The organism is Bacteroides muris (ex Fokt et al. 2023), from assembly GCF_024704895.1.
GTDB classification, from domain to species: Bacteria; Bacteroidota; Bacteroidia; order Bacteroidales; family Bacteroidaceae; genus Bacteroides; species Bacteroides muris.
Window position 1 is genome coordinate 51,493 of sequence record NZ_JAMZEE010000007.1, and the last position, 21,220, is coordinate 72,712.

General features: G+C 46.1%; 19 protein-coding genes and 1 pseudogene. 9 read left to right on the plus strand and 11 right to left on the minus strand.

Annotation, left to right across the window (positions count from 1 at the left end; all coding sequences use genetic code 11):
- Nucleotides 1–4: 4 nt before the first annotated feature.
- The 9 genes and pseudogenes from M1B78_RS04455 to M1B78_RS04495 all read right to left on the minus strand — a co-directional run bounded on the left by M1B78_RS04455 (nt 5) and on the right by M1B78_RS04495 (nt 9,289).
- Nucleotides 5–937 (minus strand): phosphatase PAP2 family protein, encoded by a 933-nt coding sequence (locus M1B78_RS04455; RefSeq protein ID WP_257940003.1) that lies wholly within the window; start codon nt 935–937, stop codon nt 5–7.
- Entirely contained in the window at nt 927–1,586 is a 660-nt protein-coding gene (locus tag M1B78_RS04460; RefSeq protein ID WP_257940004.1) for a CDP-alcohol phosphatidyltransferase family protein, read from the minus strand. Before M1B78_RS04460 ends, M1B78_RS04455 begins: the two co-directional genes overlap by 11 nt.
- Entirely contained in the window at nt 1,576–2,103 is a 528-nt protein-coding gene (locus tag M1B78_RS04465; RefSeq protein ID WP_257931790.1) for a GtrA family protein, read from the minus strand. The genes M1B78_RS04460 and M1B78_RS04465 overlap by 11 nt, the downstream gene beginning before the upstream one ends.
- The gene (locus M1B78_RS04470) at nt 2,088–2,561 is read right to left on the minus strand and encodes a phosphatidylglycerophosphatase A family protein (RefSeq protein ID WP_257940005.1); all 474 of its coding nucleotides are present in this window, start codon (nt 2,559–2,561) and stop codon (nt 2,088–2,090) included. Before M1B78_RS04470 ends, M1B78_RS04465 begins: the two co-directional genes overlap by 16 nt.
- Nucleotides 2,562–2,699: 138 nt before the next feature.
- On the minus strand, nt 2,700–3,989 hold the full coding sequence (locus M1B78_RS04475; RefSeq protein WP_136011179.1) for an inositol-3-phosphate synthase: 1,290 nt from the start codon (nt 3,987–3,989) through the stop codon (nt 2,700–2,702).
- A 228-nt stretch (nt 3,990–4,217) separates the two neighbouring features.
- Nucleotides 4,218–4,448 (minus strand): annotated as a pseudogene (locus M1B78_RS04480) (carboxypeptidase-like regulatory domain-containing protein); the annotation flags it as partial.
- Nucleotides 4,449–5,001: 553 nt separating this feature from the next.
- The gene (locus M1B78_RS04485) at nt 5,002–6,315 is read right to left on the minus strand and encodes a sensor histidine kinase (RefSeq protein ID WP_257940006.1); all 1,314 of its coding nucleotides are present in this window, start codon (nt 6,313–6,315) and stop codon (nt 5,002–5,004) included.
- Nucleotides 6,306–7,667, minus strand: a complete 1,362-nt coding sequence (locus tag M1B78_RS04490; RefSeq protein WP_136010452.1) for a sigma-54-dependent transcriptional regulator — start codon at nt 7,665–7,667, stop codon at nt 6,306–6,308. The genes M1B78_RS04485 and M1B78_RS04490 overlap by 10 nt, the downstream gene beginning before the upstream one ends.
- Nucleotides 7,668–7,801: 134 nt before the next feature.
- Nucleotides 7,802–9,289: a TolC family protein gene (locus tag M1B78_RS04495; RefSeq protein WP_176469264.1), complete on the minus strand. Its 1,488-nt coding sequence runs from the start codon at nt 9,287–9,289 to the stop codon at nt 7,802–7,804.
- Nucleotides 9,290–9,577: 288 nt separating this feature from the next.
- Between M1B78_RS04495 and mce the strand changes: the two genes are divergently transcribed.
- The 7 genes from mce to M1B78_RS04530 all read left to right on the plus strand — a co-directional run bounded on the left by mce (nt 9,578) and on the right by M1B78_RS04530 (nt 17,672).
- Nucleotides 9,578–9,994 carry a methylmalonyl-CoA epimerase gene (gene mce, locus M1B78_RS04500; protein ID WP_136010450.1) on the plus strand — a complete coding sequence of 139 codons (417 nt, stop codon included), beginning with the start codon at nt 9,578–9,580 and terminating at the stop codon, nt 9,992–9,994.
- Between the two features lie 55 nt (nt 9,995–10,049).
- Nucleotides 10,050–11,603, plus strand: coding sequence for an acyl-CoA carboxylase subunit beta (locus M1B78_RS04505; protein ID WP_136010449.1), 1,554 nt, complete (start codon nt 10,050–10,052; stop codon nt 11,601–11,603).
- 38 nt (nt 11,604–11,641) lie between these two features.
- On the plus strand, nt 11,642–12,571 hold the full coding sequence (locus M1B78_RS04510) for an OadG family transporter subunit (RefSeq protein WP_176469263.1): 930 nt from the start codon (nt 11,642–11,644) through the stop codon (nt 12,569–12,571).
- A 23-nt stretch (nt 12,572–12,594) separates the two neighbouring features.
- On the plus strand, nt 12,595–13,026 hold the full coding sequence (locus tag M1B78_RS04515) for an acetyl-CoA carboxylase biotin carboxyl carrier protein (protein ID WP_136010447.1): 432 nt from the start codon (nt 12,595–12,597) through the stop codon (nt 13,024–13,026).
- Nucleotide 13,027: 1 nt separating this feature from the next.
- Entirely contained in the window at nt 13,028–14,188 is a 1,161-nt protein-coding gene (locus tag M1B78_RS04520) for a sodium ion-translocating decarboxylase subunit beta (protein WP_136010446.1), read from the plus strand.
- A 168-nt stretch (nt 14,189–14,356) separates the two neighbouring features.
- The gene (locus tag M1B78_RS04525) at nt 14,357–15,709 is read left to right on the plus strand and encodes a tetratricopeptide repeat protein (RefSeq protein WP_257940007.1); all 1,353 of its coding nucleotides are present in this window, start codon (nt 14,357–14,359) and stop codon (nt 15,707–15,709) included.
- A 112-nt stretch (nt 15,710–15,821) separates the two neighbouring features.
- A complete protein-coding gene (locus M1B78_RS04530; protein ID WP_257940008.1) occupies nt 15,822–17,672 on the plus strand; it encodes a glycoside hydrolase family 13 protein in 1,851 nt (616 codons plus the stop codon).
- A 340-nt stretch (nt 17,673–18,012) separates the two neighbouring features.
- Here M1B78_RS04530 and M1B78_RS04535 read toward each other — a convergent pair whose 3' ends face one another.
- Together M1B78_RS04535 and M1B78_RS04540 are read right to left on the minus strand one after the other, a co-directional pair.
- Nucleotides 18,013–19,017: a class II fructose-bisphosphate aldolase gene (locus M1B78_RS04535; protein ID WP_136010443.1), complete on the minus strand. Its 1,005-nt coding sequence runs from the start codon at nt 19,015–19,017 to the stop codon at nt 18,013–18,015.
- A 280-nt stretch (nt 19,018–19,297) separates the two neighbouring features.
- Nucleotides 19,298–20,305: an endonuclease/exonuclease/phosphatase family protein gene (locus tag M1B78_RS04540; protein WP_176469259.1), complete on the minus strand. Its 1,008-nt coding sequence runs from the start codon at nt 20,303–20,305 to the stop codon at nt 19,298–19,300.
- A 190-nt stretch (nt 20,306–20,495) separates the two neighbouring features.
- Between M1B78_RS04540 and M1B78_RS04545 the strand changes: the two genes are divergently transcribed.
- A complete protein-coding gene (locus tag M1B78_RS04545) occupies nt 20,496–20,747 on the plus strand; it encodes a type B 50S ribosomal protein L31 (protein ID WP_136010441.1) in 252 nt (83 codons plus the stop codon).
- A gap of 141 nt (nt 20,748–20,888) precedes the next feature.
- Complete coding sequence (locus tag M1B78_RS04550) at nt 20,889–21,092, plus strand: hypothetical protein (RefSeq protein ID WP_257940009.1); 204 nt, start codon at nt 20,889–20,891, stop codon at nt 21,090–21,092.
- Nucleotides 21,093–21,220: the final 128 nt, after the last annotated feature.

Here is a 21,220-nt window from a genome sequence, read left to right on the forward strand (position 1 = left end):
TATCTTATTCAATGTATCGACTGTATCTTTCAAAGAAGCGTCCGAACGCCCCCCACTTCATCAGTCCTTTCTCGAACACCCAAATACCCAGCAATGCACAAGAGATGCCCAGCATCACATCAATCAGATAGTGATGTCCCGAATAGACAGCCGTCCACCAGATACCGACCATAATCACCGAAAACAACGCTATCAGCCACTTCCTGCTGCGGTCTATAACAGCGTAGGCCAAAGCTACCACCATATAGGCGGCATGAAGCGAGGGCACCGCTGCAAATACATTGGCATTCCTTCCGTAAATAGAGTTGAAGACGGAGCATCCCAGCAGTTCGTCAAAGCGCCCCAAGCCTGCCACATTACCCGGAGTGTCGAGTATAGGTTCGAAACCATAATTCATGGCATACCAAGGTGGAGCAGCGGGATGGATGTAATAGCCGGCAAAACCGATAAGATTAACCAGCAGAAATACCATCGCAAAGCGAAGATATACCTTACGGTCGCCCTTCAGATAAAGCCACAGCCCGAATGCAATGGGAACGGGTACCCAGCAGAGATAGAATATCCCGGCAAAGAAATCGGCTACCGGGCAATAGTTCAAAGCAAAATATTCGCAAGGAATAAGGACAGCACCGTCTACAGAGAAGCCGAAAAGGGATTTTTCTGCCTCATAAAGTCCTTTTACATCAATGGGATTCACCTGGTAATTGGGATATACACGCATCCAGTCATACGAAATGCCGAATACGAAAAACGGCAACAGCGCCACTGCCAACTTACGGGTTGTCTGTCCGGCAAAGAACAATATCCAAAATACACCCGTCATCAGGAAATGTTCCGGACGAAGCCCGATACAGACCGCTGTCAGAATCATGAAAAACGCCGTGATAACAATCACCGGCACAGCCTCTCTCACAGAGGGAAACAAACTAGTTTTCATCCTTGTTTTTCAGTAATTTATAGCAATGTGCCAAGCGCGCAAATGCCGTCAAATTCGCCAATATTGCAATCACTGCCATAGGCACAATTAGTATCATCATCGGGTCGAACAAGGTACAATCACTGAAGATACCGCAGAACATGGCACCGAGGGCAGTCAGTACAACGCGTTCGGGACGCTGCATGAAACCTACCTTACACTCCAGTCCCAAGCCTTCGGCACGGGCACGCACGTAACTCACCATCAGCGAACCTATCAACGCAATGAATGTAATGATGGAGCCCCACAAATAGCCTTGCAGCATCAAGTAATAGAAGATGCCGAACAATGTCATGAGCTCGCTGTAACGGTCGAGTACGGAATCGTACAGCGCACCGAAAGTAGAACTCATTTTGCCCACACGCGCCACGCGGCCGTCCATCATATCAAACAACCCGGCAAAGAGCACAATACCGCCTCCCCAGCCCACATAGGCCAGTTCACCACTTTTACACACTCCGGCATACACAAACAAGGCAGCCGCCACGATATTCAGCACCAGCCCTGTAGTCGTAATAAAGTTAGGCGTAATGCCAATTTTAATCATACCATGCACCACAGGGTTGATAATCTTGTATATCACCTGCTGCAACCAATCTCTATAATTCATATTCGTCTTTTTTGTTTTCTAAATAATGTTTCAGAAAGCCTTTTATATTGTGATTACGATAAACGAAAAAACGTTGCAGATGGTAGTTCCAAAAAAAAGCTACCAACACTGCTACAATTATCTTCGACAGAATAAATACATCGTCTATATAATATCCCAACAATCCATTTACCCATGTCATGCCGGTAAGCCATTCAGTCAATGCAAAAGTACCCCAAGTATTCAGTATAATGCTGCCTCCCCAGACAAAGAGGTACTTGACGGCAACATGCGTTTTCTTGCAGTTGCTAGCATGGAACACCCATCCGTAATTAACGGCACAGTTTACAATGCCTCCCACCACAGATCCCGTGAATGTGGCATAAAGATAAAAAACAGCAAAAGCCTTTACCAGAAGGATAGTCACCAGAAAATCGACAAAGCTTGCGAATTGCGCAGAAATCTGGGCCTTGAAGAAGATCCAGACAGAATGACGCCATGACAAATCTCTGCCGCTTATTTTCAGCTGATTATCCATCTTGTCACAATCAAAATTATAAATCCGTAGACTCCGGACAGAATATCGTCCGCCATTACCCCTATTCCACCCGGCAGACTTTCCATACGGCGAATGCCCAAGGGCTTGAATATATCAAACAAACGGAACCATACAAATGCCCCCAATGCATACCATACGTGTCCGGCGGGCGCCGCAAGCAGGGCAATCCACACGCCAACCATTTCATCGACCACCACACGCGAAGGGTCTTTGCCCCAAGATGCCTCCAGACGGTTGGCAGCCCAGACACCGGCAAGTGTAAATACCAAAATCAATGCTACTGTCAGCCACAAAAGGCAGACACTTGAAACCAGATAAGACAACCCGAACCAGATAAGCGTAGCCAGCAAAGCTCCCGCAGTGCCAGGTGCAAAAGGAGAAAAGCCCGAGCCAAAGCCCGTACCGATAATGACTGGGAGGAAGGAGTTTTTTTTCATCAAAAAAGTAATGAGGTGATAAATGCGATAAAAACGGTAAAGTGACAAATGCAAGAAAGTAATAAAAGTGATAAAGTGGTAAAGTGCTATCACTCTATCACCTTACCACCTTATTTTTATCACCTTATCACTGTTTTTTTAGTCCAGATAACTCGGTGCTGTCTCACCCACCATGTTGCGAAGAGTCTCTTTCACCATGCGCCATTGCTGGAACAAATCGTGTACCGGCTCATGCTCGAAGTCGTGCATCGGGCTCTTGCAGAAGAAGGACAGCCACGTCTGAATGCCGCACATGCCTGCACGCAATGCCAAATCACTGAAAAGAACCAAGTCGAGCGCGATGGGAGCAGCAAGAATGGAGTCGCGGCACAAGAAGTTAACCTTGATTTCCATCGGATAGCCCATCCAGCCGAAAATATCGATGTTGTCCCATGCTTCCTTATTATCCTTACGGGGAGGATAGTAGTTGATGCGTACCTTATGATAAACATCACCGTACAAGTCTGGATATTTCTCCGGTTCGAAGATATTGTCGATAACAGACAGCTTGCTGACCTCTTTTGTCTTGAAGTTCTCCGGTTGGTCAAGTACCTCACCGTCACGGTTACCCAGAATATTCGTAGAGAACCAGCCGCTTACACCCAACATACGGGTCTTGAACATCGGGGCAAGCACTGTCTTCATCAAAGTCTGGCCGCTCTTGAAGTCCTTACCGGAAATGGGCACATTCATTTTCTTGGAGAATTCCCACATAGCCGGAATGTCCACACACAGATTGGGAGCACCCATAATGAACGGAGCGCCTTCTGCGATGGCAGCGTATGCATAGCACATGCTCGGAGAAATTACCTCGGTATTGTTGTCCTTCATTGCCTGTTCCAAAGCAGCGAGAGATTCGTGTTCCTTGGACATCGGAACATAAATTTCCGTACTTGCCGCCCACAGCACGGCAATACGCTCGCAGTTATTGGCTGCCTTGAAGTTACGGATATCCTCACGCAACTGTTCTGTCATTTCCCAGCGGTCGGCAGCTTTCTTGATGTGCGTACCGTTCAAACGTTTTGCAAAATTGTGGTCGAATGCAGCAGGCATCGGCTTGATGGCTTGCAGTTCGTCTTTTACCAGATTCAAATCTTTCTCTTTCAAGACCTCGGCATACATAGCAGCTTCGTAGGCGTTGTCCGGGAAAATGTCCCAACCACCGAAAACGATATCATTCAAATCAGCCAAAGGCACTATGTCTTTGATAAGTTTTTCTTTGCCATCCTGCATGCGCATGGTAGCCATTTGTGTGATTGAGCCTATAGCTTTTGCCAAGCCCTTGCGAGCAGCTAATGTACCGGTAATCATGGTGGTTGCAACCGCACCACCTACTCCGACTACCAACACGCCCAAGCGTCCGGTTGCCGGCTTAATGTTTTCTTTCATTGCCATTGTATTATTTAGAGTTTAAAAAATTGCTCAAATTTAGGGCATTTTACCCAATTGGGATTAGTCATTTTATCCGATTTAATGTTCTATTAGTAAGATTTAAGTTAAAATGTCATATGTAGACTGATTCTGAGCCCGGATTTGTCCATATCCGGTAAATTTCGGTAAGTCATACGCCATACATAATCGACACGCAACACCTTGAAAATATTTTCAATGCCTACACCAGCCTACAGTCGAAATGACCAGAGTGGCCTCCGGACGACAGGTCTTGAAGGAAAAACGGCCGTTATTGTCCGTCATTCCCCCCTCCGTAGTTCCTTTCAGATAAACTGACGTATAAGGCAGTGGCTCCTTCGTCAACGAATCGATGACAACGCCTTGCACCATATATTGTGCTCTCAATGGAAGAGTAACCAGCTGGATAAACAGAAATACCCTAAAAAACAACTTCATACCTTAATTTCACCTAATTCAGATGGCAAAGGTACGGAAGAAAACTTTTTCTTAAAGTTCGGTTTTACGGAATAAATGTTCTAAAAAAACTCCTTTTGTATAACAATACTTCGGCAATCTGTTCGGAGTGCTTCCCGTCCATATCGGCGGCATCCCCATCAGCTTGAGCACAAGATGCGCGCATTTATTGCCGAAAATTCAAGCCACTATATATCCATTCGCCAATATCTATTCGTCCGACAGTTGTCGGACGATAATTCAACAGTTGTCGGACGATAATTCAACAACTGTCGGACGAAAAGAAAACATATATCGGACGATTAATTTCAAGCAAGGAAAGAAATAGCACGCCGCATGAACAGAGATTATCCACCGAATGACTGAAAACAATAAATAACAAACCTAAGCTTGAACTTATGGATACAAAACTTTTAGGAAGAAAGCCGCCCGTATCATGATGAATGCAGGGCGCGGCAATCCCCCGAAAAAGGCCTTAAAAGGATATCGGACGAGTATGCAAAGGAGTGGAGAAAGTGACCGGCTTCCTAACGAACTAAGGAAACAGTATACGGAAGCGGGTCAATCCATCGTTGCAGGTACGCAGAGAGAACGTGCAACCATGACGGCTCAAAACTTCCCGGATAAACACCAGGCCAATTCCCTGCCCGTTCGGTTTGGTGGAAAAGAAGGGGCTGAAAAGTTTAGCTTCGGTCTCTTTACTTATCCCCGGACCATTGTCAACGACTTCAACAGAAGCGGGGGCAGCGGTCCTTACTATTATCTCACCTTGTTTTCCATTTTCTCCGGTATCCCCCTCTATACTTTCGGCAGCATTCTTGATGATATTCACAAGTACTTGTTCCAAAAGAGAAGCATCCATACGCACCATTCCCACCTCGGGATCGCATTCCAGATGTAGTTCTATATTGCGGTCATTGCACATTCCTTCCATGAAACGCTTGCACATGGCCACCAACTCATTCAGTCGGACAGGCACCAGAGAAGGTTCAGGTATCTTTACCACATTGGCAAAACGGGTAATGAAACGGCTCATTGAGAAACAACGCTCCGTACAGACGCGCATCACGTCGCAGATGTCCTCCATATCATCCTCAGTAGAAAGTGCCTGCTCCACTGTATCGAGTGTGGAAGTGATGCCCGCAGTAGTATTGTTCACTTCATGAGCTATCATGCGGATTACCTTTTCATAGGCGCGCTTCTCGGCACGCATCACCTCTTCCGTCATACGCTCTATCAAGAAAAAAGGATGTTTGAACCCTCTGTCAATAAAAGTAGAATGGGTGCATTTATAAATATTCGCATCATTGAGACGGAGCACTGCCGTCTCGTCTTTGGGAATGGACGAAAGTTCGGTAGCCAACGGGGAGTCCATCTGATCCAGCCGCTTTGCCAGCGCCTCCTCCATACGGACACCGAGCATCTTTACCGCCATCGGATTCAGTTGCGACACTTCATCGTCCATTGTCAGGATAATAACCCCCATTGGAGATGCCTGAATCAGCAAATCCAAGAAGTGATTCTGCTCACGCATGCGCAACCGTTCATTCTTGAGTTGCTCCATCATCCGATTAAAGATATTTACAATACGATCGGCTTCGTACTGCCCTACCTGACTGAGACGGCTACTGAAATCCTGCTCGCGCAGCAGCTCCATACCGCTGCCGATGGTATTCATCGGCTTCACTATCTTATTATAGAATACTATCAGATAAATAAGGATAAACCCGATGAGCCCCTCCAACACGTATAGGTACAAAGACGACCTTCCACTCAGCAGATATACCAGCATTCCGCCCAGACCAAGCAGAAAAAGGACGAGTATGAAAAAGAAAAATTTTATGCGCACGGCAACTGAATATTATATTTTTCCAGACGCCTATAAAGCGCAGCGCGGCTGATGCCCAACGACACTGCCACCTGGCTGAGATTCCCTTTATGCTGTTCCAAAGCCTGCAAAATAGTCTGCCGTTCTATTTCATCCAAGGTCATACCAGCAAAAGAAGTACCTTCGGCAGCTTTGGCCGACTCGTTGTAGCGCAGATATTGGGCATCGAAATCCATGGCATCCAGCACCGGCTTGCCGCTGACCAGAATGGTACGCTCCACCAGATTCTTCAACTCACGAATGTTGCCCGGATAAGGCAGACGGGAAAGGAAATTCAGAGCATCGGCCGAGAAATCCGTACGCGGCAAGCCGTTCACCTCTGCCTGGCGGTCGGCAAAGTGGCGTGCCAGCAAAGGAATATCTTCACGGCGCTCCCGCAGGGAAGGCAGTTTTACGGTAATCAAGTTGATACGGTAAAAAAGGTCTTCACGGAAAGTACGTTCGGACACCATCTTGCGGAGGTCTGCATTAGTGGCGGACACAACGCGTACATCGACTTTGCGGGGACGGCTGTCACCCAGTACTTCGAATGTCTGGTCTTGAAGCACGCGCAGCAATTTCACCTGGCAGGAAGGGTCGAGGTCACCAATCTCGTCGAGGAAGATGGTACCTTTATTTGCCATTTCAAAACGCCCTATACGGTCGGCGCTGGCATCGGTAAACGCTCCTTTCTTATGACCGAACATCTCGCTCTCGAACAAGCTCTGCGAGATACCGCCGAGGTTCACCTTGACAAAAGGCTGCTTCACACGTTGACTGTTGATATGAATGGCTTCGGCAATCAGTTCCTTGCCCGTTCCGCTTTCACCCGTAATCAACACCGAGGCATTGGTACGGGCTATGCGGGCTACTGTATTCAACACTTCCATCAGTCCTTTGGACTTGCCTATAATATGGTGGCGATTCAATGCGGTAGTCTGTTCTTCCGGCACCTCTTTCGGGGCGGCCGTAAGCTCAAGGGCGGTTTCGATGCGTTGCAAAAGCGCAGCATTGTTCCAAGGCTTGGTTATGAAATCGAATGCACCGGCCTGCATCCCCTGCACGGCAAGCTGGATACTTCCCCATGCCGTCATCAGAATAACGGGCACATCGGGACGAAACACCTTTACCTGCTTCAATAAGGTGAGTCCCTCTTCTCCGGTGGTGGAAAGAGTAAAGTTCATATCCATCAGAATTAATGCGGGAGCTTCGGTTCGAACCGTATCCATAGCTTCGCGAGGACCCGGAGCCGTCCTCACCTCATATCCGGCACGCTTCAGCATAAAGCTGAGGGAAGAGCGCACAGCACTATCATCGTCTATTATCAGTATCATAAAAAATTGCTGTTTGTTTCCTGCAAAAGTAAATAAAAAAGCAGAGTCATGAATAATCAGTTATAATTTATTTAATATGCCCTCTCATTTGTTTTTAATCCGTTGGCATAATTACAACTTCCCCGTCCGCCAACCTATCCTCTCACGACCTCTTCAAAATCAGCCTCCAGTTCCGTATCGCGTTCAAAATCCCAAAGGGTCAGGCTACGGAGCTGATAGAAGTAATACCAATAGTAGTACAGCTCTGAAATATGCTTTTGGCGAGCTTCGTCTTTAGAGTTCTGTGCATCGTTCAGGTCCAGTGTACTGATTTTACCTATCATAAAGGTCTCTACACTGGTCCTGTAACGCTTCTCAGCAATGACATCTGCCTCTTCGGCAATGTCCAGCTGTTGCGCCTGATTGTTGAAGTTAGCCACCAACAAAAAGATGTCCTGATTAAAGTCCATCTGTTCCTGACGGATTTTGGATAAAACCACTTCACGGTTGCTCTTTGCCACCCTAACCTTGCCACGACGTTTTCCCCAATCAAGGATAGGAATCTTGACACCCACCTGCACAATCTGGTTATCAAGCAAGTCTCGGTAGGCTGAAGAAAACTCATGGTTCTGCCCCGTATAACCCACACTGGCAAAAAGGTCGATGCTACGTAGGTTTCCACGTGCCGTTGCCACTTCATAATCAGCTTCCAGTTGGCGGCGGCGAATGTTCTGCGCAAAGGAGTTGCGTTCCAAAGCCTTGTTCAGCACACAGTCATATTCCATCTTTATATCGGGAACAGTGGCGGGCAACACCGGATTCAAGTTTTCCTGCTCGGACACGCCGAGGAAGGAACGAAGCTGGAACATCTTTGCATTCAGATTACTCTCAGCCTCAGTCACATCGGCTTTGCCTTGCAATGAGTTCAGTTTAAGCTGCAACAAATCATTTTCGGAAATCTGCCCCATCTTACGTTTGGCTATCGCCACCTCGTAAAGACGGTCGGCATTCGTCTTGTTCTGCATGGCGGTAGCAAGCGATTCTTTAGCCAACAGCAGCTGGAAGAAATAAGTGATGGTTTTCATTGTCACCTCTTCCGTGGCCGAAATGAACGCGGCTTTTGCTTCGGCATAACGTACAGGCTCTATACGGCGGCTCCACTTCAAAGTATTTACTCCAAAAACCGGCTGCGTCAACTCCAGGCTCACAGGAACCGACATAAACTGCTTCGCTCCTCCGGAGCCCAATTGTTTGAGATAATCCAACGAAGAAGTAAGCGACAACCTACCGCCCGTAAACCAAAGGTTCTGGTCTATCGAAAGCTGTCCGGACAAGCCCAGTGTATTATTGCGGACAAAACTATAGGAACCGTCAGAATCCTGATAGGTACTGTATGATTTGTTATAGTTGGGCAGCGTACCGGTGAAATTTACTTCCGGCAGCAAGTCCGCACGGAATGTACGGTATTCCCAATACGCGGTTTTCAATTCATTCAATGCCACGGCAGCATCCACAGACTGTGTACGAGCCAGCACAATGGCCTCCGACAGCGTAATATTGCGTTCATGTCCCAAAGTATCATTCTGTGCCACACTTGCCAACGGCATCAAAAAGCAAACTGCAAGTAAAATATCCTTTCTCATGTTCAATCTTTAAAATTGTCGCAAACAGAAAAGCAAAGAGTGTGCCAAGTGGCCGGGAAAGTTCCACAGAGGGACAAGTGTTCATTTTCGGACAGTGAGAATGTCCGTTAGCGGACGATATCAAAAAAAACAACCGGTCTCTGTCTAAAGTCTGAAAAAATCCTTCTAAAGTTCAATTAACCATTAATTAATTGATGAAAAATTTCTTTATTAGGGAAGAATTCTCTTTCTTTGTACTGTTTTATACCTTTATTAAAAGGATACAATACTAACATTAATTATATAGTTATGAAGATTTCACACATTGAGCATCTGGGCATTGCCGTTAAGAGCATTGAAGAAGCCCTTCCGTACTACGAAAACGTTTTAGGTTTGAAATGCTACAACATCGAAACCGTGGAAGATCAGAAAGTCAGAACCGCTTTCCTGAAAGTGGGCGATGTAAAGATCGAGTTGCTGGAACCGACTTCTCCCGAAAGTACGATTGCCAAGTTCATCGAGAAAAACAACGGTAACGGTGGTATGCATCATCTGGCATTTGCCGTTGAAGACGGAGTGGCCGGTGCTCTTGTAGAAATCGAAGAAAAAGGCATCCGCCTCATAGACAAAGCTCCCCGCAAAGGCGCAGAAGGTCTGAACATTGCATTCCTGCATCCGAAATCCACTCTTGGTGTCCTGACCGAGCTTTGCGAAAAACCGGAATAAGAACGACCGTAAATCGTCCAACCATAAATTGTATAAACATTAAAGAAATAAATTCATGAGTAATCAACTTGAAAAGATTAAAGAGCTTATAGACCGCCGTGCAGCAGCACGTCTCGGTGGTGGTGAAAAAGCAATTACAAAGCAACACGAGAAAGGTAAATACACAGCTCGCGAGCGCATAGCCATGCTTCTCGATGAAGGTAGTTTCGAAGAAATGGACATGTTCGTAGAACATAGATGTACAAACTTCGGCATGGAGAAAAAACACTACCCCGGCGACGGTGTGGTAACCGGTTGCGGTACAATAGATGGCCGTCTGGTTTATATCTTTGCACAAGACTTTACCGTTTCTGCCGGTTCACTGTCGGAAACCATGTCGCTGAAAATCTGTAAAATCATGGACCAAGCCATGAAAATGGGCGCTCCGTGTATCGGAATCAACGACTCGGGTGGCGCACGTATCCAAGAGGGTATCAATGCCTTGGCCGGTTACGCTGAAATTTTCCAACGCAACATACTTGCTTCGGGTGTCATTCCTCAGATTTCCGGTATCTTTGGTCCTTGTGCCGGTGGTGCCGTTTACTCTCCTGCCTTGACAGACTTTACATTGATGATGGAAGGTACGTCCTACATGTTCCTCACCGGTCCGAAAGTAGTAAAGACTGTAACCGGCGAAGACGTAAGCCAAGAGAACTTGGGTGGCGCGAGCGTTCACTCCACCAAATCAGGCGTTACTCATTTCACAGCACAGACTGAGGAGGAAGGTCTGGCGCTTATCCGTAAATTGTTGAGCTATATCCCCCAGAACAATCTGGAAGAAGCTCCCTATATAGATTGTACAGACCCTATCGACCGTCTGGAAGACTCCCTGAACGAGATTATTCCCGACAATCCGAACAAACCGTACGACATGTACGAGGTAATCGGTGCCATCGTGGATAATGGCGAATTCCTCGAAATCCAGAAAGACTATTCTAAGAATATCATTATCGGCTTCGCACGTTTCAACGGACAGTCCGTAGGTATCGTTGCCAACCAACCGAAATACCTGGCAGGTGTGCTCGACAGCAACGCATCCCGTAAAGGGGCACGTTTCGTTCGTTTCTGCGATGCCTTCAATATTCCTATCGTTTCCTTGGTAGATGTACCGGGATTCCTTCCGGGAACAGGCCAGGAATACAACGGTGTAATCCTGCATGGTGCCAAACTGCTGTATGCATACGGTGAAGCCACTATACCCAAGGTTACCATCACTTTGCGCAAGTCTTACGGTGGTTCTCACATCGTGATGAGTTGTAAGCAGCTCCGCGGTGACATGAACTATGCTTGGCCTACCGCCGAAATCGCCGTAATGGGCGGCGCAGGTGCCGTAGAGGTATTGTATGCCCGCGAAGCCAAAGAGCAGGAAAATCCGGCTCAATTCCTGGCAGAAAAAGAAGCCGAATACTCCAAGCTGTTTGCCAATCCTTACAATGCCGCCAAGTATGGTTACATTGACGATGTCATCGAACCGCGCAACACGCGTTTCCGCATCATCCGTGCCCTGCAACAGTTGCAAACCAAGAAATTGACCAACCCGGCCAAGAAGCATGGCAATATTCCACTCTAAATTGAGAATTGAAAATTGAAAAATAAAACTCATAACTTATGAAGAAAATACATATCGGAATATTTCTTTCATTGGCGCTGATGTTGGTTCTCTCTTCTTGCGGAGAGCAGAAATCGAACAGCAAGCTGTTGCTGAATGAAGTGCTGGTCATCAACGAAAGCAACTATCAGGATGACTACGGCATACACAGCGCATGGATTGAGATATTCAACAAATCATACGGCAGTGCCGACCTTGCAGGTTGCTACCTGAAATGCAGCAGCCAGCCGGGCGACACAGCCAGTTATTTCATTCCCAAAGGTGATATCCTGACGGTGGTTAAGCCACGTCAGCATGCGCTTTTCTGGGCAGATGGAGAACCCAGACGCGGTACATTCCATACAAACTTCAAGCTGGATGCCAAGAATGCCAACTGGATTGGACTGTATGACTCGGGCAAGAAACTGCTCGACCAAGTAACAGTGCCTGCCGGTACCTTGCAAGCCAACCAGTCATACGCCCGCGTCAGTGATGCATCGGAAGAGTGGGAAGTGAAAGGAGAAAGCAACGACAAATACGTGACTCCAAGTACCAACAACAAGACTATCGACAGCAATGCCAAGATGGAAAAGTTCGAAGAGCATGACAGCGTAGGCATAGGTATGGCTATCTCCGCCATGAGCGTTGTGTTCAGCGGCTTATTGCTTCTTTTCATCGCTTTCTATGTCGTAGGCAAACTTTCCGTGAGCCTGAGCAAGCGCAACGCCATGAAAGCTAAAGGCATCACAGACAAACAAGAAGCCAAAGAAAAGCAACTGGGACAAGCTCCGGGAGAAGTGTTCGCCGCCATCGCCATGGCTATGCACGAATTCCAAAGCGATGTACACGATGTGGAAGACACCGTGCTTACCATCACACGCGTGAAACGCAGCTATTCCCCTTGGAGCTCAAAGATTTATACATTGCGTGAAACCCCTCACAAAAAGTAAAGTCACCTTAAAAAAACAGAATAATGAAAGAATATAAATATAAGATTAACGGCAATGTATACAAGGTTGCCATTGGAGATATCGAAGACAACATCGCTCACGTAGAAGTGAACGGTACTTCTTATAAAGTAGAAATGGAAAAAGCACCGAAAGAAGCAGTGAAACCGGTAGTACGTCCGGTAGCAAAACCGACGGCAGCTCCGGCGGCTCCGGTAGCAAGACCGGCAACAGCATCTACAGGCAAGTCCGGCGTGAAGTCTCCGCTTCCCGGTGTTATCCTCGACATCAAAGTGAACGTAGGCGACAGCGTGAAGAAGGGACAGTTGGTTGTCATCTTGGAAGCTATGAAAATGGAGAATAGCATCAATGCAGACAGAGACGGTAAGATTACTGCCATCAACGTAAGCAAAGGAGACTCTGTTCTCGAAGGTACTGACCTTGTAATTATTGAATAATATGGGAGAATTTATCACATTTCTAGGAAACAACCTTGCCGATTTCTGGACATACACAGGTTTTGCCAATGCAACGGCAGGACATGTGGCCATGCTCCTGATAGGGTTGTTCTTCATATACTTGGCCGTCGCCAAGGAATTCGAGCCGATGCTGTTGATTCCTATCGGTTTCGGTATACTAATCGGTAACATACCTTTCAATATGGAGGCCGGATTGAAAGTCGGTATCTATGAAGAAGGTTCCGTACTCAATATCTTGTATCAAGGAGTAACCTCGGGATGGTATCCGCCGCTCATCTTCTTGGGTATCGGTGCCATGACGGACTTCTCTGCTTTGATTTCCAACCCCAAACTGATGCTAGTAGGTGCAGCTGCCCAGTTCGGTATATTCGGTGCTTATATGATTGCCTTGGCTTTGGGCTTCGATCCTATGCAGGCCGGTGCAATCGGCATCATTGGCGGTGCAGACGGTCCTACGGCCATCTTCCTTTCTTCCAAACTGGCTCCTAACCTGATGGGAGCCATTGCGGTGTCGGCTTATTCATATATGGCATTGGTACCGGTGATACAACCCCCCATCATGCGTTTACTGACCAACAAGCACGAACGTCTTATCCGCATGAAACCTCCCCGGGTGGTTTCTCACACGGAGAAAGTAATGTTCCCGATTATCGGTCTGTTGCTGACTACGTTCCTTGTACCGTCGGGATTGCCTTTGCTGGGCATGCTGTTCTTCGGTAACTTATTGAAGGAAAGCGGTGTGACACGCCGTTTGGCCAATACAGCCAGTGGGCCGCTGATTGACACCATCACCATCCTGCTTGGTTTGACAGTAGGTGCTTCTACACAAGCATCCGAATTCTTGACGTTGGATTCCATCCTGATTTTCTTCTTGGGTGCTTTATCGTTCGTCATTGCCACAGCATCCGGTGTCATCTTCGTGAAGATTTTCAACCTCTTCCTGAAGAAAGGCAACAAAATAAATCCGTTGATTGGCAATGCAGGGGTATCTGCCGTACCCGACTCTGCACGTATCTCTCAGGTAGTAGGTTTGGAATACGATCCTACCAATTATCTGTTGATGCATGCCATGGGTCCGAACGTTGCCGGTGTAATCGGCTCTGCCGTAGCAGCAGGTATCCTGCTGGGATTCTTATTGTAAACATCTATTCATTCCGTTATTAGGATTGAATACTAATCTTTTTAAAGCCCCTTCGTTCATCGGAGGGGCTTTCTCGTTAATCTATCTAAAATAAAATACGAATATTTCATAGACACATCATTTTTAGTAACTTGCGGTCGGTTTAACCTCCTATAAATAATATACTGTATGCGAAAGCTTTTTATCTCCTTATGCTTCAGTGCATGCTGTTCATTCCTGGCAGCACAGACCACAAATTCCATTCAGGAGGCGATGGTCAACTACGATTATGAAACAGCCCTGATGCTAATTAATCAAGAAACCCCAACCGTCCCCCTACTCTATCAAAAAGGAAAAGCGTTGAAAGGACTGGGCAATAATCTTGAGGCTCTAAGCGTATTTCAGGAAGTCGTAGTCCAGGATTCTCTCAATTGCCGGGCATACATTGAAGCTGCCGAATGCTGCAAATCACTAGCTAAATATGGTGAGGCACTGAATTACTACCAAAATGCGCTCCACATAAATCCGGACAATAAATACGTACGCATCCAGTATATCAGTCTACTGATGAACATGAAGAGATACCGTGAGTCTCTAAAGGAAAGTAACCTATTGGCAGAAAGGGACAGTTCTGCCTATGTACTACACCTGAGAGCGGAAAGCATGGGGCAAGTCTATGACAACACAAAAATCATGTATGTGACAGATGCCTATCTGGACATACAGAAAAGGTATCCCAATGATTATCTGTCTGCTGCCAAACTCGGCAACATCTATGTAGCAGGCCACCAATATGAAGACGCCATAAACATAACGGAGAAATACCGTTCCATAGACTCTACCAACGTCCTTGTGAACCGCATCAATGCCCAAGCCTATTGCCTGAACAAAGATTACCCCAAAGCAATAGAAAGATATGAACAACTATTGCAGGAAAAAGACAGTTCTTTCCAGACCTGCTTCTACGCCGGAATCAGCTACTATGCCCTCGAAGACTTCTATCCTGCACACGACTTGCTTGAAAAAGCTCTTAAAAATGACAATACGAACATCAACGTCCTCTATTACCTAGGCCGTGCCTGCTCCAAGACATCATGGAAAGAGGATGGAGTAACCTATCTAGAAACTGCCGTAAACCTTGCCATACCCAGTGACAGTGTCATGTCCCGCCTATATGTGGGGCTTGCGGATTGCTACAATATGGCATTTCAATACACCAATCAGGCAAATGCCCTTCTAACACAATATGAAAAATACGACCGGCAGAAACACAGACTGCTTTATGACGCAGCCTTTGTCTATTATTACTATCTGAAAGATGCGTCCAAAGCAGAGCGATACCTGATGGCATACCTGAAAACCCGCCCAAAAGACAGTAAGGACAAAGCCCAGGAAATGGATGCCGACGGAGTTCCCGTCATCGGAGAAAACAACCGGTACAATGCCGCCGAGAACTGGCTGAAGGACATCAGAGAAAAGCGCAAGAAAGAAGAGTTCTTCAAGGGAAAAGTCGATACTGCCAGCGTAGCCCCAATCAAATAGAAATCAGTGAAAACGTTTGCATAATATAATAAGATACAGTAACGGAGAAAGTTAATCTTTCTCCGTTATTTGTTTTAAATTAGCGCAAAAAATTAACCGTAAAGTTACTATCATGAAAAAAGTATTCTTAATCTTGGGAACACTCTTACTCTCCCTCAGTACGTATGCAGCTATGAATGTGAACAAAATCGACCCTCCGTTCTGGTACACCGGCATGCAGAACCCAGAACTTCAGCTGATGGTCTATGGAGAAGGCATCGGCAATGCATCAGTATCCGTCAATTATCCCGGCGTCTCATTGAGCAGCACCGTCAAACTGGAAAGCAATAACTACCTCCTGGTCTATCTGAAACTGGATAAAGACGTGAAGCCCGGAAAAATCAATCTTACCTTTACCGAAGGAAAAAAGAAACTCGTAAAGGAATATGAACTGAAAAAACGTAGCAAGAAAGGTTGCGAACATAAAGGTTTCGATGCCTCCGACGCACTGTACCTGCTGATGCCTGACCGCTTTGCCAATGGCAATCCGGACAACGACCAGATTGCAGGCATGGCCGAGTACAAGGTAGACCGCAATGACCCCAATGCCCGCCACGGCGGTGACCTTGCCGGCATCGAACAGCACCTCGACTATTTCTCCGACCTTGGCGTCACAGCCCTCTGGTTTACTCCGGTATTGGAGAACAACATGACTGGCGGTTCCTATCACGGCTATGCCACCACAGACTACTATAAAGTAGACCCGCGCTTCGGTACCAACGAAGAATACAAGCAACTGATTGAAAAAGCCCATGCACGCAGCATCAAAATCGTAATGGACATGATTTTCAACCACTGCGGTGTAGAGCATGTATGGATTAAGGACATGCCCTCCAAAGACTGGTTCAACAATCCCGACCACGAAAACAGCTTTGTACAGACTTCTTTCAAACTGACTCCGCATGTTGACCCTTATACTTCCCGCTACGACTTCGACCAGATGAACGACGGCTGGTTCGTGACCGCCATGCCCGACCTCAACCAGAAAAATCCTCACGTTTACCGCTATCTGGTACAGAACAGTTTCTGGTGGATTGAATTCGCCAATATCGATGGTATCCGTATGGACACTTACCCGTACGCCGACTACGATGCCATGAGCAACTGGATGAAGGAACTGAACGAAGAATATCCAAACTACAACACCGTAGGCGAAACCTGGGTTACCGAACCTGCCTATACCGCTTGGTGGCAGAAGGATTCCAAACTATCAGCTCCCAAGAACAGTAACCTCAAGACCGTCATGGACTTCAGCTTCTTCGACAAGATAAATATTGCCAAGAACGAACAGACTGAGACTTGGTTCAAAGGACTTGACCGCGTATATAATAACTTTGTATATGACTTCCTCTACCCCAACCCCGCTTCCGTACTGGCGTTCATCGAAAACCATGACACCGACCGCTTCCTGGGCGAAGGCGACAACCTGCCGATGCTGAAGCAAGCCTCTACCTTGTTGCTCACCACCCGCCGCATTCCACAACTCTACTACGGAACAGAAATCATGATGAATGGTGTGAAAAGCAAGAGCGACGGATATGTCCGCAAAGACTTCCCCGGCGGATGGGTAGATGACGCAGCAACTGCACTGACCACAACAGGACGCACCAAGATACAGAACGAATGCTACAACTTCTATAAAACCATTCTGAATTGGCGCAAAGGAAACGACGTGATTGCCAAAGGCAGCATGGTACAGTTCATGGTACAGAACGGAGTTTATGCTTACGCCCGTCTACACGAAGGCAAAACCGTATTCGTAATGCTGAACGGAACCGATGCCGAAACCACTGTTCCTTTGAAATTCTACAAAGAAATCCTGAAGGAATGCAAACAAGGAAAAGATATCCTTAGCGGAAAAACCATTGCTTTCGGTGAAGAACTGAAGATGGCTCCCAGAGAATCGTTAGTGATAGAATTATAATCAACTCTTGTGAATTCAGCAACACTACTGAATTCAGCATCTTTGCGATGTTATTTGACAACATAGCACCGCAAATCGCTGAAGATACCCCTTGGAGATGGCTTGCAGATACTTTATCTGCAAGTCATCTCCAAGTTTTCATAAAATAGGTATTATGACAAGTACCCTTTACATTCACCTGAAACGCTATAAATTAAGACTCATCTCTATTTAAACATCCATTTCTGAAATGACAAACAAACTTAACCATCTCATAGCACCAGCCTATATTAACAAATCAGCCCTTGCAACACGATGTGTCACAAGGGCTGACAATTATAATATTCAGATTATCTTTCTATTATTCAGCCAATTTATTGTCTGAACCAAGCACATTGATGATTTTGTGCTTATACAGTTTCTCCATATTGTCACGAGCCGGACCCAGATACTTACGCGGATCGAATTCAGCAGGTTTCTCAGCAAAAGTCTGACGGATAGCTGCAGTCATAGCGAGACGAGAGTCAGAGTCGATGTTAATCTTGCAAACAGCAGATTTAGCAGCTTCGCGCAACCACTCTTCGGGGATACCGATAGCAGCCTTCAAAGCGCCACCAAACTTGTTGATAGTCTCTACCTCTTCCTGAGGAACTGAAGAAGAACCGTGGAGCACGATAGGGAATCCCGGCAATTCTTTTTCTACAGCCTTCAATACGTCGAACGCCAAAGGAGGAGGAACCATACGGCCAGTAGCAGGATCAATAGTACATTGTTCCGGAGTGAACTTGTAAGCACCGTGAGAAGTACCGATAGAGATAGCCAATGAATCGCAACCAGTACGGGTAGCAAAGTCTACTACTTCTTCAGGGTTAGTATAAGTATGGTGGTCAGAAGAAACTTCGTCTTCAACGCCAGCCAATACACCCAGCTCACCTTCTACAGTTACATCGAACTGATGAGCATATTCAACCACCTTCTTAGTCAAAGCCACGTTTTCTTCGTAAGGAAGGTGTGAACCGTCAATCATCACTGAAGAGAAACCAGAGTCTATACAGCTCTTGCAAGTTTCAAATGTATCACCATGGTCAAGGTGAAGAACGATTTCAGGCTTCTCGCAACCCAATTCCTTGGCATATTCCACAGCACCCTGAGCCATGTAGCGCAGCAATGTAGCATTAGCATACTGACGGGCACCCTTAGATACTTGCAGGATAACCGGAGACTTTGTTTCTACAGCAGCCTTAATGATAGCCTGCATCTGTTCCATGTTATTGAAGTTGAATGCAGGGATTGCATATCCACCTTTGATAGCCTTTGCAAACATTTCTTTTGTGTTTACAAGACCTAAATCTTTGTAATTAACCATTTTGTTTAAATTTTATTGTTAGTGAATTAAAATTCTTCGCAAAAGTAATCATTATCCTTTAAAGTAAAGAACTTGACGGGAATAAAATATCCGGCTCATCCCATCAAATCCATTCAATTTCAAAGCTATTGGCTTCATTTAACAGATTATTGTAATCTCTATATTACAAACTCCTTGCATCAGGCGAAACCAATCATACTTTTGCCATTCATACTTCTATCAACAAAAAGCCGGAGAACATGTTTGCCCTCCAGCTTCCGTTTACACATTATTATTACAGCTATTTCTTCAGATAGATGATAGTCGGCAAATGGTCACTGTAACCGTTCAGCCAAGCCCCGCCCCCATGCGTACGCAAAGGAGCACCTTTGTATTTGCCATCCTGCTGAATCAGATAATCACGGATGAAAACTTCATTGTGGGTATAGCGTAATCCTTTCTTCGCCTTCAGCAATGGTTTTGAAATGACAATCTGGTCAAACAAGTTCCATTTGCCCCGATAAAGCAATGTCCCTACTCCCTTGTCTTCCAAAGTCACCCACCAAGGATTATAGAATTCGCCTTTCTTCACTTGCTTCGGATATTTGCGCGCTCCCAGCACCTCCATACTTTCGTCCATCGGGTCATCATTCATATCCCCCATCACGATGAGCTTCAGTTTCTTGTCGCTACGCATCAGAGAGTCCTTCAAAGCCTTTACTTGTCTGGCTGCATGCACACGCACCGGCGACTTTGCTCCACGGGAGGGCCAGTGGTTCACTATCACACAGACGCGCTCTCCCGCCAGTTGCCCGTCCACAATCAGGAAGCCGCGCGTCAAGTGCACCGTATCTCCCTCAAAAGGAGTGGAAAGCACCAACTTCGAGTGGGTAACGCTGAACTGCTTCGGGTCGTACAACAAGGCACAGTCAATGCCCCGTCTATCCGGTCCTTCATAATGCACAAACTCATAATTGGAAATGGCAGGCTGCTTTACAAGATCCTCCAGCACCCGGCTGTTCTCCACTTCCGCCACTCCGATGAATGCCGGACCCTCCGGTACCAAATCACGCGAAAGAGAGCCCAGTACTTTGGAAAGGTTCTGTAGTTTGGATTCATACTTCTTCACCGTCCACCGATAGCTGCCATCGGGCAAGAATTCATTGTCGTTCTTACCGGCATCATGAACCGTATCGAATAAGTTTTCAAGATTATAGAACGCAACGCTATACAGTTTCCGTTCCGCATTTTGTGCTCCCAGCGTTGCCACGCACAGCCAGAAAGAGCATAAGACAAGTATTTTCCTCATAAATTCACAAATTATTAAGTACTGCAAAAGTCAGAAATAAAATGCGATAAACCTACTAAATAAAAATAAATCTGATTTTATTTTGCAGAATCTCCAACTTGCACTATCTTTGCGCTCTGAAAAGAAGACCATTACACTATTTATTACCAAAATAGTAACAGAATATAAATTTTTAAAAGAAAATATCAAAATGAAAAAAGGTATTCATCCCGAAAATTACCGTCCGGTAGTATTTAAAGATATGTCAAATGGTGATGTATTCTTGTCTCGTTCCACTTGCAATACGAAAGAGACTATCGAATTCGAAGGTGAAACTTATCCGCTGGTAAAGCTGGAAATCTCCAGCACTTCTCACCCGTTCTACACTGGTAAGTCCAAGCTGGTTGACACCGCCGGTCGTGTTGATAAGTTCATAAGCCGCTACGGTAACCGTAAGAAATAATCAGTTTCAAGCAGACTGAAAAAAGGGAGTCTTTCACTGAAAGGCTCCCTTTTTTGTTTCCACCTCCCACTGCAGGACCGATAAATAGGGAATCCCCTGTCACAGAATAGAGAAAAAAACGAGATTTCCTTCAATGCAGCCATGAATTATGTCAACAAGCGCTATAAGGAAACCGCCCAGCTGATGCGTATAAACAAGCAAGCCCAAGCCGCCGGTATACTGAAGAAATACATCATCTTGCTTTCGGATTACGAAGGTCAAGGTATAGAAGGAGCAGAAAAGGAATGGACTGATAAAGAGACAGGTTGGGCAAACCGGATACTGGACAGGATAAGCAGAATATAATAGAGAATGAAACAGGCTTTATTTTTTCAGACGGAAGAGCAAAAGAAGATATTTACTTTTGTCTTTTTGTTCTTCCGTCTGAAAAATAAAGCCTATATCAGTATCTAAGAAACAGTCATAAGGTGATT

Coding starts and splice junctions, on each gene's coding strand:
- M1B78_RS04460 (WP_257940004.1), bottom strand. CDS start 1,586: ATGAATTATAGAGATTGGTTGCAGCAGGTGATATACAAGATTATCAAC.
- M1B78_RS04535 (WP_136010443.1), bottom strand. CDS start 19,017: ATGGTTAATTACAAAGATTTAGGTCTTGTAAACACAAAAGAAATGTTT.
- M1B78_RS04505 (WP_136010449.1), top strand. CDS start 10,050: ATGAGTAATCAACTTGAAAAGATTAAAGAGCTTATAGACCGCCGTGCA.
- M1B78_RS04470 (WP_257940005.1), bottom strand. CDS start 2,561: ATGAAAAAAAACTCCTTCCTCCCAGTCATTATCGGTACGGGCTTTGGC.
- M1B78_RS04540 (WP_176469259.1), bottom strand. CDS start 20,305: ATGAGGAAAATACTTGTCTTATGCTCTTTCTGGCTGTGCGTGGCAACG.
- M1B78_RS04525 (WP_257940007.1), top strand. CDS start 14,357: ATGCGAAAGCTTTTTATCTCCTTATGCTTCAGTGCATGCTGTTCATTC.
- M1B78_RS04545 (WP_136010441.1), top strand. CDS start 20,496: ATGAAAAAAGGTATTCATCCCGAAAATTACCGTCCGGTAGTATTTAAA.
- M1B78_RS04455 (WP_257940003.1), bottom strand. CDS start 937: ATGAAAACTAGTTTGTTTCCCTCTGTGAGAGAGGCTGTGCCGGTGATT.
- M1B78_RS04510 (WP_176469263.1), top strand. CDS start 11,642: ATGAAGAAAATACATATCGGAATATTTCTTTCATTGGCGCTGATGTTG.
- M1B78_RS04490 (WP_136010452.1), bottom strand. CDS start 7,667: ATGATACTGATAATAGACGATGATAGTGCTGTGCGCTCTTCCCTCAGC.
- M1B78_RS04515 (WP_136010447.1), top strand. CDS start 12,595: ATGAAAGAATATAAATATAAGATTAACGGCAATGTATACAAGGTTGCC.
- M1B78_RS04550 (WP_257940009.1), top strand. CDS start 20,889: ATGAATTATGTCAACAAGCGCTATAAGGAAACCGCCCAGCTGATGCGT.
- M1B78_RS04495 (WP_176469264.1), bottom strand. CDS start 9,289: ATGAGAAAGGATATTTTACTTGCAGTTTGCTTTTTGATGCCGTTGGCA.
- M1B78_RS04520 (WP_136010446.1), top strand. CDS start 13,028: ATGGGAGAATTTATCACATTTCTAGGAAACAACCTTGCCGATTTCTGG.
- M1B78_RS04465 (WP_257931790.1), bottom strand. CDS start 2,103: ATGGATAATCAGCTGAAAATAAGCGGCAGAGATTTGTCATGGCGTCAT.
- M1B78_RS04530 (WP_257940008.1), top strand. CDS start 15,822: ATGAAAAAAGTATTCTTAATCTTGGGAACACTCTTACTCTCCCTCAGT.
- mce (WP_136010450.1), top strand. CDS start 9,578: ATGAAGATTTCACACATTGAGCATCTGGGCATTGCCGTTAAGAGCATT.
- M1B78_RS04475 (WP_136011179.1), bottom strand. CDS start 3,989: ATGAAAGAAAACATTAAGCCGGCAACCGGACGCTTGGGCGTGTTGGTA.